Annotated in this window: 16 protein-coding genes; 6 read left to right on the top strand and 10 right to left on the bottom strand. The window is 69.1% G+C overall.

All coding sequences use genetic code 11. The annotated features are described in order from the left end of the window. The first annotated feature begins 22 nt into the window (after positions 1–22). The 4 genes from mftR to EJF31_RS00765 all read left to right on the top strand — a co-directional run bounded on the left by mftR (position 23) and on the right by EJF31_RS00765 (position 2216). A complete protein-coding gene (mftR, locus tag EJF31_RS00780) occupies positions 23–628 on the top strand; it encodes a mycofactocin system transcriptional regulator (RefSeq protein WP_125035206.1) in 606 nt (201 codons plus the stop codon). A gap of 165 nt (positions 629–793) precedes the next feature. Next, entirely contained in the window at positions 794–985 is a 192-nt protein-coding gene (locus EJF31_RS00775; RefSeq protein WP_125035205.1) for a hypothetical protein, read from the top strand. Between the two features lie 12 nt (positions 986–997). Continuing rightward, the gene (locus EJF31_RS00770; protein ID WP_125035204.1) at positions 998–1249 is read left to right on the top strand and encodes a hypothetical protein; all 252 of its coding nucleotides are present in this window, start codon (positions 998–1000) and stop codon (positions 1247–1249) included. Positions 1250–1400: 151 nt separating this feature from the next. Beyond that, positions 1401–2216: an SGNH/GDSL hydrolase family protein gene (locus EJF31_RS00765; RefSeq protein ID WP_125035203.1), complete on the top strand. Its 816-nt coding sequence runs from the start codon at positions 1401–1403 to the stop codon at positions 2214–2216. 565 nt (positions 2217–2781) lie between these two features. On the opposite strand, the gene pntB is transcribed toward EJF31_RS00765, so the two are convergent. The 10 genes from pntB to EJF31_RS00715 all read right to left on the bottom strand — a co-directional run bounded on the left by pntB (position 2782) and on the right by EJF31_RS00715 (position 13735). Next, positions 2782–4212 carry a Re/Si-specific NAD(P)(+) transhydrogenase subunit beta gene (gene pntB / locus EJF31_RS00760; RefSeq protein WP_221767409.1) on the bottom strand — a complete coding sequence of 477 codons (1431 nt, stop codon included), beginning with the start codon at positions 4210–4212 and terminating at the stop codon, positions 2782–2784. Further along, positions 4212–5744: a Re/Si-specific NAD(P)(+) transhydrogenase subunit alpha gene (locus EJF31_RS00755; protein ID WP_125035202.1), complete on the bottom strand. Its 1533-nt coding sequence runs from the start codon at positions 5742–5744 to the stop codon at positions 4212–4214. Before EJF31_RS00755 ends, pntB begins: the two co-directional genes overlap by 1 nt. A gap of 192 nt (positions 5745–5936) precedes the next feature. Further along, the gene (locus EJF31_RS00750; protein WP_260430563.1) at positions 5937–7067 is read right to left on the bottom strand and encodes an acyl-CoA dehydrogenase family protein; all 1131 of its coding nucleotides are present in this window, start codon (positions 7065–7067) and stop codon (positions 5937–5939) included. After that, on the bottom strand, positions 7064–8242 hold the full coding sequence (locus EJF31_RS00745) for an acyl-CoA dehydrogenase family protein (protein ID WP_125035201.1): 1179 nt from the start codon (positions 8240–8242) through the stop codon (positions 7064–7066). Before EJF31_RS00745 ends, EJF31_RS00750 begins: the two co-directional genes overlap by 4 nt. Continuing rightward, positions 8239–9474, bottom strand: coding sequence for an acyl-CoA dehydrogenase family protein (locus EJF31_RS00740; RefSeq protein ID WP_125035200.1), 1236 nt, complete (start codon positions 9472–9474; stop codon positions 8239–8241). The genes EJF31_RS00745 and EJF31_RS00740 overlap by 4 nt, the downstream gene beginning before the upstream one ends. Then, complete coding sequence (locus EJF31_RS00735; RefSeq protein ID WP_125035910.1) at positions 9474–10505, bottom strand: phosphotransferase family protein; 1032 nt, start codon at positions 10503–10505, stop codon at positions 9474–9476. The genes EJF31_RS00740 and EJF31_RS00735 overlap by 1 nt, the downstream gene beginning before the upstream one ends. Next, entirely contained in the window at positions 10505–10957 is a 453-nt protein-coding gene (locus tag EJF31_RS00730; RefSeq protein WP_125035199.1) for a MaoC family dehydratase, read from the bottom strand. Before EJF31_RS00730 ends, EJF31_RS00735 begins: the two co-directional genes overlap by 1 nt. Continuing rightward, a complete protein-coding gene (gene fabG, locus EJF31_RS00725; RefSeq protein ID WP_125035198.1) occupies positions 10954–11709 on the bottom strand; it encodes a 3-oxoacyl-ACP reductase FabG in 756 nt (251 codons plus the stop codon). Before fabG ends, EJF31_RS00730 begins: the two co-directional genes overlap by 4 nt. A gap of 45 nt (positions 11710–11754) precedes the next feature. Next, on the bottom strand, positions 11755–12510 hold the full coding sequence (locus tag EJF31_RS00720) for an SDR family oxidoreductase (protein WP_125035197.1): 756 nt from the start codon (positions 12508–12510) through the stop codon (positions 11755–11757). Positions 12511–12517: 7 nt separating this feature from the next. After that, on the bottom strand, positions 12518–13735 hold the full coding sequence (locus EJF31_RS00715; RefSeq protein WP_125035196.1) for an acetyl-CoA C-acetyltransferase: 1218 nt from the start codon (positions 13733–13735) through the stop codon (positions 12518–12520). Between the two features lie 147 nt (positions 13736–13882). Here EJF31_RS00715 and EJF31_RS00710 point away from each other — a divergent pair, with 147 nt between their 5' ends. Both EJF31_RS00710 and EJF31_RS00705 read left to right on the top strand, forming a co-directional pair. After that, on the top strand, positions 13883–14488 hold the full coding sequence (locus tag EJF31_RS00710) for a TetR/AcrR family transcriptional regulator (RefSeq protein WP_125035195.1): 606 nt from the start codon (positions 13883–13885) through the stop codon (positions 14486–14488). Between the two features lie 109 nt (positions 14489–14597). Further along, a complete protein-coding gene (locus EJF31_RS00705; RefSeq protein WP_125035194.1) occupies positions 14598–15788 on the top strand; it encodes a saccharopine dehydrogenase family protein in 1191 nt (396 codons plus the stop codon). Positions 15789–16507 lie beyond the last annotated feature (719 nt).

The following is a 16507-nucleotide window of genomic DNA, read 5'->3' as shown; positions in this document are numbered from 1 at the left end:
GGACTGCTAAATTCCGATCGCCATGACATTGGAGCCGCCGCTGCGCACCGCAACCCTCAAGGGACGACCCGTCGCGACCAGCCACGGCGAGATCGAGCAGGCGGCCTTCGGGCTCTTCGCCGAGCGCGGGTTCGACGGCACCACGCTCGAGGACATCGCCCAGGCGGTCGGCGTCGGGCGACGCACCCTCTTCCGCTACTTCGACTCCAAGAACGACATCCCGTGGGGCCAGTTCGACCGCACCCTGCAGGGGTTCCGCCAGATCTTCGCCGAACTGCCCGCCGACCTGCCCACGCACGAGGCAGTCCACCTCGCGGTCCGCCGTTTCAACGAGTTCCCCGACGACGCCCAACCCCCGCACCGCGAACGGATGCGCCTGATCCTCCAGACGCCCACCCTGCAGGCGCACTCGGTGCTTCGCTACGGACAATGGCGCGCGGTGATCGCCGACTACGTCGCCACCCGACATGGCCTGCAGCCCGCAGACCTGCTCCCCCGCACCGCCGGCCATGTCTCACTGGCGCTTGCAATCGCGGCCTACGAGACCTGGCTCGAGGACGACACCGCCGACCTCCCCGCCCTCATCGACACCACGTTCGTCGAGCTGCGCACCTACCTGAAGACCTGACAACCGGTCCGTCGGGAAGCAACCCCACACACGCGTGGCCCGCGGCTGAGGATCACGAGTGCGTCTGCGTAGTCGAACAGGTAGTCCCCCGGTCGTGGACGACCCCCTGCCGACGTTCACTGGAATCACCGCGAAGGGTTCGCGGAACCAGGAAGCGAGGCAGCCATGACCCCCCAGACCAACACCGCAGAGGCCGGCAAGCTGCGCTCGATCCTGCTGGAGCTGGCCCGGCACCAGGACGACCTGGCGGCCACCGAGGCGGCGGTCACGCCGTACTGGAGCCCCTGCCCCCCGAGCGTCCTCGGACACCGCACGGCCGCTGCCGCGCTGCGGGCCCAGGCAGACCTGGTCGCGTGAGGAGCCGGCGCCATGTACACAGTCCTCCCCCAGAACGAGAAGTACCTGAGCGACGTCTTCGGCTCGCACCTGCGTGACGGGGCGTGCGTCCTCGATGCCGAGCGCGAGGTCGGCTACGTGCGCCTCGAGTTCGGCACCCGACGCGGTCCCGACTCGGCGTACTGGGACGGCTGGTTCTCGGTCACCCGCACCCGCGAGGCCCACCCCCTGAGCGGCAAGATCATGACCGGCCCGATGGTCCAGCTGATCGGGCGCGCGTCATGACCTGGCACACCGCCACCGTTCCGCCCTCCAGCCTCGCCTCTGCGCTGGCCGCGATCCACCGCGACCACGGAACCCTCACGAGCTCCAAGCCAGAACCGGACGGCATCCACCTGACCTGGACCACGCCATCGCCCTCCCGCGCAGCACTCCGATGATCGCCCGTGGCGAGTACATCAGGTTTGCCGCCCTCGGCGACTCCGCCACCTACGGCCTCGGCGACCCCGTCGACAGGGGCTGGCGCGGTTGGGCCCGCCTCCTGTCCGACGCCATCGCCGCCACCCACCAGGTGTCGTTCTGCAACCTGGCCCTGCCCGGCGCGACCGTGTCCGAGGTCCGTGAGCACCAGCTGCCACTGGCCCTGGCCCACCGCCCGGTCATCGCCTCGCTCGTGGTCGGCCTCAACGACACCATGCGCTCGACGTGGGACCCGCGACGGATCCGTGAGGACCTGCTCCATTGCGCACGCGAACTGGCCGAGTCGGGCGCGATGGTCATCACCGCCCGGTTCCACGACCACGGCCGGACCATCGGCCTCCCCGGCTTCCTGGCTCGCCCCCTCGCGCGGCGGATCGCCGAGCTCAACCGGATCTATGACGAGGTCCACGAGCGCTACGGCCTGCTACGCGTCGACCTCAGTACGGACGATGCCGCCGCCCGCCGGGACTTCTGGGCCCACGACCGGCTCCACCCCTCCGAGCTCGGTCACCGACACGTGGCGGTCCGCGTCGCCCGGTTGCTGAATGCGGAAGGTCTCGAGTTCGAGCTCCCCTCGCTCGTGTGTACCGGGCCACGCGTGGGCCGCCTCCGCGCCGCACAAGAACTCGCTCACCAGGCAGCCCCTTGGATCACCAGGCGCATCCGTGACCTCGCGCCCGTCGCCGCCGGCCTCGTGGTGAAGCAGGTGCGTCCCCTGTGGGGCCGCGCCGGTGACGTCAACGCGGGATACGACGACGCCTTGAGCGTCTAGTCGAAGCAACGCCCTCCGCGCTCGGCCACACTCACGTGTGGCGCTCGCGAACCACCAGGTCGGCCTCGCGAACATGATTCACGCAGGCGGGGCAGCGCCTCGAGCGCGGGGCAGCCTCGAAAGGAATTTCCCACAGCTTTGTCCAGGTTGTCGTGTTGAGTCCGCACGCCGACGCGTTGGTGCCCACGGACTTCGCGTGCGTGACGAGATCGGCGATCCTGGGATCACCCGCCACTAGGTCCTCTGCGGACGCCGGCCCGGTGAGGAACCAACGTGGGCTGATGGGGCGCCGTACGGTCCGGTCGGCGCCCGTGGCTCGCCGGGGCATTCCTTGGCTCCTGAGGTTCACTGCGAACCCCTCCTTTGGGCAGTTCTGTCAGGGTTCGGACGAGCACGTCCGACCTCGAGTCGTTGGGTGGTCTCGTGCGCGAGACGGATGAGCTCACGTGCGGCGCTGCGTGCCCAGTGCTCGCCGTGGACGTTGTAGATCGCCACATCGACACCCTTGGCCGTTGGCCGCCCCGAGGCGGCACTGCCGACGACGGTGTTCTCGGTTGGCTGCGTGTCAGAGGGCATGGAGGATGTCCTCGACGCGGTCCTTGGCGTCACCGAAGAGCATGGCTGAGTTGTCGCGGAAGAAGAGCGGGTTCTGCACGCCGGCGTACCCGGACGCCATCGAGCGCTTGAAGACGATGACGTGGTCGGCCTTCCACACCGTCAGGACAGGCATGCCGGCGATCGGACTGGACGGGTCCTCGGACGCAGCCGGGTTGACCGTGTCGTTCGCTCCGATGACCAGGACGACGGCGGTTCCGCCGAAATCGTCATTGATCTCGTCCATCTCCAGCACGATGTCGTAGGGCACCTTGGCCTCGGCGAGCAGCACATTCATGTGGCCCGGCAGCCGGCCAGCCACGGGATGGATGCCGAACCGGACGTGCACGCCACGGGCGCGGAGCTTGCGGGTCAGCTCGGCCACGCCGTGCTGCGCTTGCGCGACGGCCATGCCGTAGCCGGGCGTGATGATCACCGAGTCGGCTTCGCTGAGCAGCTCGGCCACGCCTTCAGCGCTGATCTCGCGGTGCTCGCCGTAGTCGGTGTCGTCGGACGGGCCGGCCTCCACGCCGAACCCGCCGGCGATGACCGAGATGAACGAGCGGTTCATCGCCGTGCACATGATGTAGCTCAGGTAGGCGCCGGAGGACCCCACGAGCGCTCCGGTGATGATCAGCAGGTCGTTGTCGAGCAGGAAGCCCGACGCCGCAGCTGCCCAGCCCGAGTAGCTGTTCAGCATCGAGACCACGACCGGCATGTCGCCGCCACCGATCGAGGCGACCAGGTGCCAGCCGAGCAGCAGGGCGAGCGAGGTGACGACCACGAGCAGCCACACCGCCGGCGCGAGCACGAACCACACGGTCAGCGCGACGAAGGCGAGCAGCGCGCCGATGTTCAGGAGGTTCTTGGCCGGCAGCAGCAGCGGGGAGGACTTGATCCTCGCCGACAGCTTGAGGAACGCCACGATCGAGCCGGTGAACGTCACCGCGCCGATGAAGACACCGATGAACACCTCGGTGCTGTGGATGCCCAGCAGGTCCTCGGCCACCAGGGTCTCGGCGGCGGGACCCTGGAGATGGTGCTCGACGTGGAGGTATCCGTTCCAGCCGACGAGCACCGCGGCAAGGCCGACAAAGGAGTGCAGCAGCGCGATCAGCTCCGGCATGCCGGTCATCTCGACGACCTTGGCGCGCCAGAGGCCAATGGCACCTCCGACCACCACGGCCGCGGCGAGCAGGGCGGCCGGGAGCGGGTCGATCCTGTCGTGGATCACCTCAGCTACGACGGCCAGGAGGGCGATTGCCATGCCCAGGATGCCGAAGGCGTTGCCCACGCGGGCGGTCTCGTGCCGCGAGAGACCGGCCAGGGCGAGGATGAACAGCAGCGCGGCGACGACGTACGCCGCCGTGGCGGCGGACTCGGTGGTGAACATGTGCCTCATCAGCTCCTGGAGAACATTCCGAGCATGCGGCGCGTCACCGCGAACCCGCCGAAGATGTTGATGCTGGCCAGCAAGGTGGCGATCGCGGCCAGGACCGTGATGGGCGTGCTGCCTTCGCCGATCTGGATGAGGGCGCCGACCACGATGATCCCGGAGATCGCGTTGGTGACCGACATGAGCGGCGTGTGCAGCGCGTGGTGCACGTTGCCGATCACGTAGTACCCGATGACGATCGCGAGTGCGAACACCACCAGGTGTCCCTGCAGGCCCTGGGGTGAGAGAGCGATGAGGCCGAACAAGGCGGCCGCCGCCAGGGCAACCAGCCCGAGCCGCCTGCCCGCGCTGATGGGAGGCTTCTCCTCCTTGACCGACCCGTTCTTGGCGGCAGTCGTGGCTGCGGGGGCGGCCGACACGTTGACCGCGGGCGGCGGCCAGGTCAACTCCCCCTCGCGCACGACGGTGATGCTGCGCTGGACGACGTCGTCGACGTCGATGGTCAGCTGGCCGTCCTGCTCAGGGGTCATGAGCTTGAGGAGGTTGACCACGTTGGTGCCGTACAGCTGCGAGGTCTGGGCGGCCAGGCGGCTGGCGAGGTCGGTGTAGCCGAGGATCGTCACCCCGTTGTCGGTGACGATGCGCTCGTCGGGCTGCGTCATGGCGGCGTTGCCACCGTTGGCTGCGGCCATGTCGACGATGACCGAGCCCTTGCCCATGCCGGCGATGGTCTCAGCGGTGATCAGCTGTGGCGCCGCACGTCCGGGGACCAGCGCGGTCGTGATGACGATGTCAGCCTGACGCGCCTCCTCGTCGTACATCGCGGCGGTGGCCGCCTCCTGCTCGGCCGTCATCTCCCTGGCGTAGCCGTCGGTGGAGACCTCGGCCTCGAAGTCGACCTTGACGAAATGCGCGCCCATCGACTCGACCTGCTCAGCCACCTCGGGACGTACGTCGAACCCGCGCACCACCGCACCCATCGCGGAGGCGGCGCCGATGGCTGCAAGGCCAGCGACACCGGCACCGACGACGAAGACCCGTGCGGGGGGAACCTTGCCCGCGGCCGTCACCTGGCCGGTGAACATCCGGCCGAACTCGTGCGCAGCCTCGACGACGGCGCGATAGCCCGCGACGTTCGCCATCGAGGACAGCACGTCCATCGACTGCGCTCGCGAGATCCGGGGCACGGCGTCCATCGCGAGCGCGATCACGCCTTGGGCCTGGAGCCGCTCCAACAGCTGCGGGCTCCGGGCCGGTGCCATCATCGAGACGATGGTCGCGCCCTGGCGGAGGCGCCTGACCTCCTCCTCAGACGGGGCGTTGACCTTCACGACCACGTCCGCTGCCCACACCTCCATGACGGTCCCGACCCGGACGCCGGCGTCGAGGAACATCGCGTCCGACTGGTCGGCCGCGTCTCCGGCACCCGATTCAACGATCACGTCATAGCCGAGCTTGGTCAGCTGCGTCGCAGTCTTGGCGGTCGCCGCGACGAGGGTCTCGCCCGGTTTCGACTCGCGGGGAATGCCGATGAGCACAGGTTCTCCATTCCTCGGATCAGGGTTGAACATGGTGCGGTGAGGCGCACACACCAGATGATCGACGGGTTGTGCCCCCACGCGTGACTGTCGGAGGAAGCCACTGACCACGTGGGGGATGGGCGTCCGCTGTTCTGAGCGAAACCTCCCCCGATCGGGCGATGGCCGCGCCTCGCGCCAGGGCGAGCAATGTCAACGCGCGGCCCGTCCGAGCGGGAGATCGACCAGATCAGCCAACGCCGCGCGGTGGGCGCCAGCGGTGCCCAGGCCGATCTGGTCCGCCTTGGCCTTCTTGAGGTAGAGGTGTGCGGGGTGCTCCCAGGTCATACCGATGCCGCCGTGGAGCTGCACCGCCTCCTCCGCCGCGTGGACAGCGACATCACTGCAGTACGCGGCCGCGACTCGGCAGCTGACCGCCTGGTCCTCACCGGCGGCGATCGCGGCGGCGGCGTACCGGGCAGCCGCCGAGGCCGAGTTGACCTCGGCGTACAGGTCGGCCAGGCGGTGCTTGAGCGCCTGGAACCCACCGACGACGCGGCCGAACTGCTTGCGCACCTTCAGGTAGGCGACGGTCTCCGCCAGGCACCAGGCCGCAACACCCGCTTGCTCGGAGGCAAGCAGCCCCGCACCCACTGCCAGAGCCGATCTGACCGCAGCCTCACCCTCGGCAAGTAGCTCCGTCGAAGCCGCATCGTCGAGGGTGACGTCCGCCAACTGACGGGACATGTCGAGCGAGCTGACCGGGGTCACGGTGGCTGCGGCGCGCTCCACCAGGTGCACGGACACACCTGTCGCGGTACGGACCGGGACGACGAGCAAGTCGGCCTCGAGCCCCCCGGCGACACTGCGCACCGATCCGGTCAGGCCGCTGGTCGACTCGAAGACCTCTGGAAGCGCGGCCTCGGCCGAGGCGGAAAAGGGGACAACGAGCGCGGCAGTTCGTTCGCCCGAGGCAACCGCCGCAAGCTCGGAGGAGGCGACGTCGCCGTCGGCGGCGAGCAGCACCGAGGTGGCGACGACCGCGCTCGTGAGGAAGGGCACCGGCGCGCAGGCCCGTCCGAGCTCCTCCAGGACCACCGCGGCCTCGCGCGCGCTCGCGCCCACACCGCCACGGTCCTCGGGGACCAGCAGCCCGGCCAGGCCGAGCTCGAGAGCGAGCGCCCGCCAGAGCGGATCGACGATCGACCGGTCGCCGTCGTACACGGCAGCAACCGCATCGGAAGGACACCGCGCGACCAGGAGATCACGCAGCGTGGTTCGCAGGTCGTTCTCGGTCTCGGTGGCGAGCAGGTCCAGGTCGGCTGCCTCAGGCACGGTGGTCACTTGGAGAGCTCCTTCCAGGGGCGGTCCTTGTCGGTGCGGTGCTCGGCCGGCAGCCCGAGGACGCGCTCGGCGACGATGTTGCGGATGATCTCGGACGTGCCTCCCTCGATGGAGTTTCCCTTGGCGCGCAGGTACCGGTAGCCGGCGTCGCGTCCGGTGAACTCGACCTTCTCCGGGCGCTGCATCGTCCAGCCCTGGGCGTCCTCGAAGCGCAGTCCGTCCTCACCGAGGAGCTCGAGCTCCAGGCCTGAGAGCTCTTGTGAGATCCGGGCGAAGAACAGCTTGGCTGCCGAACCCTCCGGACCCGGCTGGCCGGACGCGAGCTTCTGCGTCAGCTGGCGACCGGCGATCCGCGCGACCTCGGCCTCGACCCACAGCCGCAGCAGCCGATCCTGCAGCTCCGGGGTACGGCGCTCCGGGTGGGAGCGCCAGGTCTCGGCGACCACGCCGATCATGCCGCCCTCGCGGCCTGCTCCGTTGCCGATCGAGACACGCTCGTTGTTGAGCGTGGTGTTCGCGACCTTCCATCCCTCGCCGACCCCGGCGAGCCGCTGGGAATCGGGGATGCGTACGTCGGTCAGGAAGACCTCGTTGAACTCGGCCTCGCCGGTGATCTGCCGCAACGGTCGTACATCGACCCCGGGGTCGGTCATCGGGCACAGGAAGTAGGTCAGGCCCGAGTGCTTGACCGCGTTCGGGTCGGTGCGGGCGATCAGGATCGCCAAGTGGGCGTTGTGCGCGCCCGAGGTCCACACCTTCTGGCCGTTGACCACCCACTCGTCGCCGTCCCGCACCGCGCGGGTCGAGACGTTGGCCAGGTCGGATCCGGCACCCGGCTCGCTGAAGAGCTGGCACCAGATCTCCTCGCCGGTCCACAGCGGTCGCAGGAAGCGCTGCTGCTGCTCCTCGGTGCCGTAGGACAGGATGGTCGGCGCCGCCATGCCCAGGCCGATGCCGTTGCGCTCGGGGCGGTTGGTCGGTGCACCGGCCTCGGCAAAGAGCCGGTCCACCTCGGGCTGCACACGCTGCGGCAGGCCCAGCCCGCCGAGGCCCTCGGGGTAGGACACCCAGGCCAGTCCCGCGTCGAAACGGGCACGGAGGAACTCCAGCCGGTCGGTCGTGACCGGGTCGTGCGTCGCGAGGAAGTCCGCGACCCTCTGTGCGATGTCACTCATGCCAGCCCCTCCCGCTTCCCAGCCTGACGGCGCAGCTCGCTCTTCGCCAGCGCGTTGATGTGCACCTCGTCCGGGCCGTCGGCGAAGCGCAGGGTGCGGATTCCCGCATACATGTTGGCCAGGGGGAAGTCCTGCGAGAGCCCACCCGCGCCGTGCAGCTGGATGGCCCGATCGAGGATGCCCTGCACGACCTTCGGCGTGGCGATCTTGATCGCCTGGATCTCGGTGTGGGCCCCCTTGTTGCCCACGGTGTCCATCAGCCAGGCGGTCTTCAGGACGAGCAGCCGCAGCTGCTCGAGCTCGACCCGCGACTCGGCGATCCAGGTGCGGATGACGCCCTGGTCAGCAAGCGGACGACCGAAGGCAACCCGCTGCTCGGCACGGGCACACATCATCTCGATCGCGCGCTCGGCAATCCCGATGGACCGCATGCAGTGGTGGATCCGGCCAGGTCCCAGCCGCGCCTGGGCGATGCCGAAGCCGTCTCCCTCACCACCGAGCAGGTTGGTGGCAGGGACACGGACGTCGGTGAAGGACAGCTCGGCATGCCCGCCGTGCTCACGATCGTCGTACCCCATCACGGTCAGGCAGCGGTGGATCTCAAAGCCCGGGGTGTCCCGTTCGACGAGGATGAGCGACTGCTGCCGGTGCCGGTCCGCGGACGGGTCGGTCTTGCCCATCACGATGAAGATCTTCGCGTTGGGGTTCATCGCCCCGGTGATCCACCACTTGCGCCCGTTCAGCACGTAGGAGTCACCGTCCCGCACGATGCTGGTCTCGATGTTCGTCGCATCGGATGATGCGACCGCGGGCTCGGTCATGGCGAAGGCCGAGCGGATCTCGCCGCTCAACAGCGGCTCGAGCCAACGCTCCTTCTGGGCGTCGGTGCCCACCAGCGAAAGCACCTCCATGTTCCCCGTGTCGGGGGCCGCGCAGTTCATCGCCGGAGGTGCCAGGTGGATGCTGCGGCCGGAGATCTCTGCCATGACGGCGTACTGCAGGTTGGTCAGACCCGCGCCCTCGGCGCCGGGGTGGAAGAGGTTCCACAGGCCACGCCTGCGTGCCTCGGCACGCAAAGCGGCCAGCACGGGGACCGTGTCCCACGCCCAGGGATCCGCGAGTTGCGAGCGCTGCTCGTGGAAGACCGGCTCGGCCGGGTACACGTGGCTCTCCATGAAGTCGAGGAGGGTGGCACGCAGTACTTCGGTCTTCTGGTCGAACTCGAAGTCCATCAGGAGCACTCCTTCATTGCGGTGAGTCCGGCGTCCAGCAGGGGATGGATGACCTCGCCGATGCCGGCGAAGCCCTCCCCCACCGTCTGCCCGTGGAGATGGCGGAAGTGGATCCCCTCGAGGATCGCGGCGAGCTTGTACGACGCGAGTCCGAGGTAGAACCCGAAGCGCGACAGGTCCCGATCACTGTTCGCTGCGTAGCGGGCGACGATTTCGTCCTCGCTCAGGAAGCCCGGAGCGGAAGCCGAGTCGACCACCGAATTGCCTGTGACCTGATCACCCAACCGCCCGTAGACGCACATGAGGGCGAGGTCGGTCAGGGGGTCACCCAACGTGGCCATCTCCCAGTCGATGACGGCTGCGGGACGGTCTTGGTCATCGGTGAGGACGTTGTCCAACCGGAAGTCGCCGTGCACGATCCCGGTGGCCGACTCGGCGGGGACGTCCGAAGCGAGAAGGCTGTGCAGCTCGTCAGCAGCGGGGAGATCGCGGGTGTACGACGCATCCATCTGCCTCTTCCAGAGTCGGACCTGGCGCCCCAGGAACCCCTCCGGGCGACCGAACTCCCCCAGACCCACGTCCGTCGGATTGACGGCGTGCAACGCCGCCAGGGTGTCGACCAGGCCCTCGGAGATCCGCCGCGTCCGCTCGGGGCCGAGCGGCTCCAGCTCGGCGGCATGGCGATACGGATGACCCTGGACCCGCTCCATGACGTAGAACGGGGCACCCAGGACGTCCGCGTCCTCGCACAGGGCGAGCGTCATCGGCACCGGTACGTCGGTGTCCTGCAGCGCCGCCATCACGCGGTACTCACGGACCATGTCGTGGGCCGTGGCCAGCACGTGGCCGAGCGGGGGGCGCCGCACGATCCACGTTGCCACGCCGTCGGTGACCGCGTAGGTCAGGTTCGACTTGCCACCAGCCAGGAGGGTGGCGGAGAGGTCCGCCCCGGCCCCGGGTATCGCTCCGAGCAGCCACGGGGAGAGCCTGCCGAGGTCGAGCCCGGGAAGGGACTGCTCCGCCGCACTCATCACGGCACCAGGATGCTGACGGTGTCCACGACGCACGCGGGCTTCTCCCCGCCATCGCGCTCGATCGTGACCCTGGTGACGACCTGGTAGCCACCGCCTCCTGGTGTGACCTCGAGCAGCTCCACGCCGGCCCGGACCCGTGAGTCGACCGGCACGGGGGCGGGGAAACGCAGCTTGTTGGCGCCGTAGTTGACGCCCATGCCGATGCCCTGCACGTCGTACACCTCCCAGCTCAGCATCGGCACCAGCGACAACGTGAAGTATCCGTGGGCGATGGTCGTGCCGAAGGGGCCCTTCGCCGCCTCGACGGGATCGATGTGGATCCACTGGTGGTCGCCCGTGCACGTGGCGAAGGTGTCGATCTGCTCCTGCGTGATCGTGTGCCACTCGGAGTAGCCGAGGTGCTCGCCGACCGCGGCCTCGAGCGCCGGGATGCCGTCGAAGGTCCTCATGCCTTCGGGCCGCCCGCCACGTAGAGGACCTGGCCGGAGACGAAGCCCGCACCGTCTGATGCGAAGAACGACACCGCGTGGGCGATGTCGGCCGGCAGACCGCCGCGGCCGACCGGGATCTCCTTGACCACGAACGCCTTGAAGTCCTCGAACGGCACGCCCATGCGCTCCGCGGTGGCCATGGTCATCTCGGTCTCGATGAACCCTGGTGCGATCACGTTCGCCGTGACGCCGAACTTGCCCAGCTCGATCGCGAGGGTCTTCGTGAAGCCCTGGACGCCGGCCTTGGCGGCGGAGTAGTTGGCCTGCCCACGGTTGCCGAGCGCAGAGGTGCTCGACAGGTTGACGATCCGACCCCAGCCGGACCTGGTCATGTAGCCCTGGACTGCCTTGGTCATCAAGAAGGCACCACGCAGGTGGACGCTCATGACCGAGTCCCAGTCGGCAAGAGTCATCTTGAACAGCAGGTTGTCGCGGATGATGCCGGCGTTGTTGACGAGCACGGCCGGGTCACCGAGCTCGGCGGCGATCCGCTCGACCGCATCCCCGACCGCGACTTCGTCGGTGACGTCGACACCGACCGCGAGCGCACGACCACCGTCGGCCTCGATGTCGGCGACGACCTGCTGGCAAGCCTGCTCGTCGAGGTCGAGAACGGCGACGGCGAAACCGTCGGCGGCAAGGCGGCGGGCGACGCCGGCGCCGATGCCGCGGGCTGCTCCGGTGACGATGGCGGTGCGGGAGGTTGTCATGTGGATTCCTGTCGGAGAGGGTGAAAGGGGTACGCCGGATGAGGGTCAGTCGCCCGCGGTCAGGCTGACGCCGCCGTCGATGACGACGGTCTGGCCGGTGAGCCAGGCCGCGTCCGCCGACAGCAGGAAGGCCACGGCGCTGCCGATGTCCTCGGGTACGCCGAGTCGCTTCAGCGGATAGGCCTGTGCGGCCGCTTCCTCGCGGCCTCGGTAAAGGGCCTCAGCGAATCTGGTCTTCACCACGGCCGGGGCGACGCCGTTGACCCGGACGTTGGGCCCGAGCTCGACGGCGAGCAGCTCGGTCAGCGAGTTCAGCATGGCCTTGGATGCGCCGTAGAACCCGATGTTCGGGGCGGTGCGGACACTCGAGACCGACGAGACGTTGACGATCGCGCCGCCGTGCTCGGCCATCCAGGCACGGTGGACATGCTGGATCCAGGAGACCGCCGCGATGCAGTTCACCTCGACGACCTTGCGTGCCGCGTCAAGGTCCAGGTCGACGAGCGGGCCGTAGACCGGGTTGATCCCGGTGTTGTTGACCAGTAGGTCGATGCTGCCGAAGGCGTTGATCGCCGTGCGGGTCGAGTCTGCCTGGTGCTCGACGTCGTCGGCCTTGCCGGCCACGGCCACCGCTACGGCCTCGCCGCCCAGGTGGGCGACAGCCTCGTCCAGCGCCTCCTTCTTGCGGGCTGTGATCACGACCCGAGCTCCCTCGGCGACGAGTCGCTCGGCGATGCCAAGGCCGATTCCCCGGCTCGCGCCGGTGACGATCGCGGTCTTGCCTTCGAATCGCTTGCTCACGGGATCCTCAGCTCAGCCGCTCGATGACCATGGCCATGCCCTGGCCACCACCCACGCACATCGACTCGACGCCGAACTGCTTGTCGTGCCACTGCAACGAGTTGATCAGCGTCGCGGTGATGCGCGCGCCGGTCATGCCGAACGGGTGACCGATGGCGATGGCGCCACCGTTGACATTGAGCTTGTCGACAGGGATGCCGAGCTGCTGGGCCGAGCCCAGCGACTGCACCGCGAAGGCCTCGTTGATCTCGAACAGGTCGATGTCCTGCAGGGTGAGGCCCGCGTGCTGCAGCGCAGCCGGAATCGCCTCGACGGGTCCCAGGCCCATGATCTCCGGGGAGAGACCGGTGACGGCCGTGGAGACGATGCGGGCGAGGGGCGTGAGGCCGAGCGACTTGGCCCTGTCGCTGCTCATGATGACCATGGCGGCAGCGCCGTCGTTGAGCGGGCAGGCATTGCCGGCAGTCACGGTGCCGTCGGGACGGAAGACCGGCTTGAGCTGGCTGACCGCCTCGATCGTCGTACCGGGACGCGGGCCGTCGTCGGTCGAGACGATCGTGCCGTCAGGCAGTGCCACCGGGCTGATCTCGCGGGCCCAGAAGCCCTCCTCGATCCGCTGGCACGCGAGGTTTTGGCTGCGCACAGCGAACTCGTCCTGCTCGTGGCGCGACATGCCCAGCACCTGTGCGACGTTCTCGGCCGTCTGGCCCATCCCGATGTAGAGGTCGGGCAGCTCGCCACTCTCGCGCGGATCGACCCACTTCTCGGCGCCGCCCTCGGCACGCTTCGACGTGCGCTCCTGCGCCGTGCCGAGCAGCGGGTTCTGCGCGCTGGGGTCGTCGGCGAAGCCGTTGACGAACCGGCTCACGGTCTCGACACCTGCCGAGATGAAGACGTCGCCCTCGCCGGCCTTGATGGCGTGCAGCGCCATCCGGGTGGTCTGCAGGCTGGAGGAGCAGTAGCGGTTGACGGTCACGCCGGGGACGCGGTCGAGGCCCGCCAGGACCGAGACAGCGCGGCCGAGGTTGTTGCCCGCCTCGCCCGCGGGCTGACCGACGCCGAGGATGAGGTCGGTGACGTGGCTCGGGTCGAGACCCGGCACCTTGTCCAGGGCGGCCTTGACCATCTGCACGGCCAGGTCGTCGGGCCGCATGTCCTTGAGCGAGCCCTTGCCGGCCCGGCCGATCGGAGAGCGGACGGTGGACACGATGACTGCTTCGGGCATGACTGCTCCTTCGAGTAACTAAGCGCTTGCTTAGCGTTACTGTGGTGCCATGCGTCCCCCCACGTCAATCCGCCAGCCGGGTGTGTTAGCCACGTCACCCCGGGCACCACGCACATGCCCATCCCCGGGGCCGAGAATGGAGCCGCGATGATCGAGCCCACCGACGTCTCCCGCGCCGACAACAGCCGAGCGCGCCTGCTCGAGGCGGCCGTGGCAGCGTTCGCTGACAAGGGTTTCCACGGCACCACGACACGCGACATCGCGACCGCGGCCGGCATGAGCCCCGCTGCCCTCTACGTGCACCATCGCTCCAAGGAGGAGCTGCTCTTCCTCATATCGAAGGACGGGCACGAGGACACACTGCGACTCGTCCGGTCGGCGATCAGCACCAGTGACGACCCGGTGGAACAGCTGCGCCGCGTCATCCACGACTTCGCCGTCCACCACGCCCGCGGCCACACCAGTGCGCGCATCGTCAACTACGAGCTCGCCGCCCTCTCGCCCGAGCACCTCGCCGAGATCAGTGGTATCCGCCACGCGATCGAGGACGAAATGCGCCGCCTGGTCGGGCGCGGGGTCAGCGCCGGCGTGTTCGACAGTCCCGATCCGCGGATCGCCGCAGGAGCGCTGCTCTCGCTCGGCATCGACCTTGCCAGGTGGTACCGCGACGGACTCCGGTGGACTCCGGAGCAGATCGCCGAGCAGTACGCCGAGATGGCCCTGCGCATCGTCGGCGCAAGCGCGCGGTCCTGAGCATCCGCGAGGACCGGCTCGCCCTCCACATCGGCAGGCTGCTCCCCCATCTGGGCACAGGCTGCTGCTGCCTCCTTCCCTACCGCGTCAGGAGGGCGACGATTCGGCCATGAACAGCCACGTAACCGCACCCCACCGGGTTCTCGTCACCGGCGGTGCCGGTGAGATGGGGGCCTACGCCTGCCGCATCCTGGCTGAGGCCAGCGAGATCTCCCAGGTCGTGATCGGCGACCGCGACGAGGAAAAGGCCGCCAAGCTGGCCGTCGACCTCGGACCCAAGACGAGGGCGCTCGCGCTGGACATCTCCGATGCAGATGCCCTGTCAGACGCGCTCGAGACGGTCGACATCGTGCTCAACTGCGCCGGCCCGTTCTACCGCTTCGGCCGTGAGGTGCTCAGCGCCGCCATCGCCGCGGGGACCGACTATCTCGACATCTGCGACGACTGGGAGCCCACGCTCGAGATGCTCGAGCTCGACGACGCCGCCCGCGCCGGCGGAGTCACCGCCGTCATCGGCATGGGCGCGAGCCCGGGCACCAGCAACCTCCTCGCCGTCCTGGCGATGGACGAGTGCGACGCCGTCGAAAAGGTCTACACGTCATGGCGGGCGTCCGCGGCACACTTCCCCAAGGCGCACCAGGGCAAGGAGTTCGCCGACGCGACCGCGGCGATCGAGCACTGGGTCCACAACTGCACCGAGCCGATCAAGTTCTGGCGCGACGGCGAGCTCGTCGACGGTTACGGCCTCGAGGAGATGACCCTGACCTACCCAGGTGTCGGCACCGACCCCGTCTGGATCTGCGGTCACCCGGAGCCGCTCACGCTGCCGCGGGTCCGCCCCGAGGTCCGCGAGTCGCTCAACGTGATGAGCGCGCGACGTGGCCTCATGGAGGCGATCGGCGGCATCGCGCTGCGAGTCCGCGCCGGCGAGCTCGACGTGCGCCAGGCCTCCGAGGCACTACTGCGCTCACCCAACGTCGCCGGCAGGGCCGCCGGTCCGTCGCCCTCCCTGCCGAGCAACATCTTCGCCATCGCGGAGGGCACCAAGGACGGCCGCCGGGTCCGTGTGGGCGCACAGGCCGTCGTCCAGCCCGAGGGCAACATGGGCGAGATGACCGGCATCCCGCTGGCCGTCGCGGCCCTGATGGCCGCGCGCGGCCAGGTCAGCAAGCCCGGCGTGCACGGCCCGGAGGGCGCCATCGACCCGAAGACGTTCTTCCACGACCTCGCGCAGTACGCCGCGGAGCCGCCCGCCCCGGGCGCGCCGGTCTACGAGGTCGTCACCGAGACCATCGACTGATGGCCCGCGACCGGATTCCGCTGGCCGCGCCACCGCTGTAGGCCTGTCCCGAGAGCCCGCTAGCGGCTTCACCCCCGACTCCGGGTCGCCGTCCGCACGTCCGAGACGGGCGGCGACCCGGACTCCAGCGACGTCCGCCTGGCCCACCCGTTCTCACATGACGGAGGTCGTCGAGCAGGCGAACGCTTGAGTTGCCCTGTGTCAACGTCCGTCGTTTCATGTGGCCTGGGGGCCTGTTCGCTGAGAACGCGCTGGAGGGCGTGATGGCGATTGGAGTCGAGGCGACGCCGCCTTGCCAGCAGCGCCAGATGATGTTCGCCCAGGGTCGGCCGACGATGCCCACGGCGTGGGGGTGGCCGTGCCCGGGCGAAGTCGCACAAGGGGTCGCGGAGCCGAACCCGCCGAGCTGGCCGGTCATCGCACGGAACCAGCTCGGCTTGCGACTGCTGCCGAGCCAACCCGTGGGCCGAGGATCTCTACCCACGCCCCTTCGGGGGCCTGCACCGGTGGCGCGGTCAGCGGATCCGGTCGCGGGCCTTCAGTCGATGGTGTCGGTGACGACCTCGTAGACCGGCCCGCCCGGGACGGCGTCGAGGCGCTGCTGTGCACGAGGGTCTTGTAGGGCACGACCAACGAGGAGCATCGGAGGACTCTGCTGCCGTCGTGCCCGCAGCCGACGTTGAAATGCGCCGTGGGCCCCCTCAATGCGAAGGGAGCCC

It is taken from the genome of Nocardioides sp. LS1, assembly GCF_003865225.1.
Taxonomy (GTDB): Bacteria; Actinomycetota; Actinomycetes; order Propionibacteriales; family Nocardioidaceae; genus Nocardioides; species Nocardioides ginsengisegetis.
Note: the sequence above shows the minus strand (reverse complement) of the source record. Positions and strands in the feature narration are given on the sequence as shown.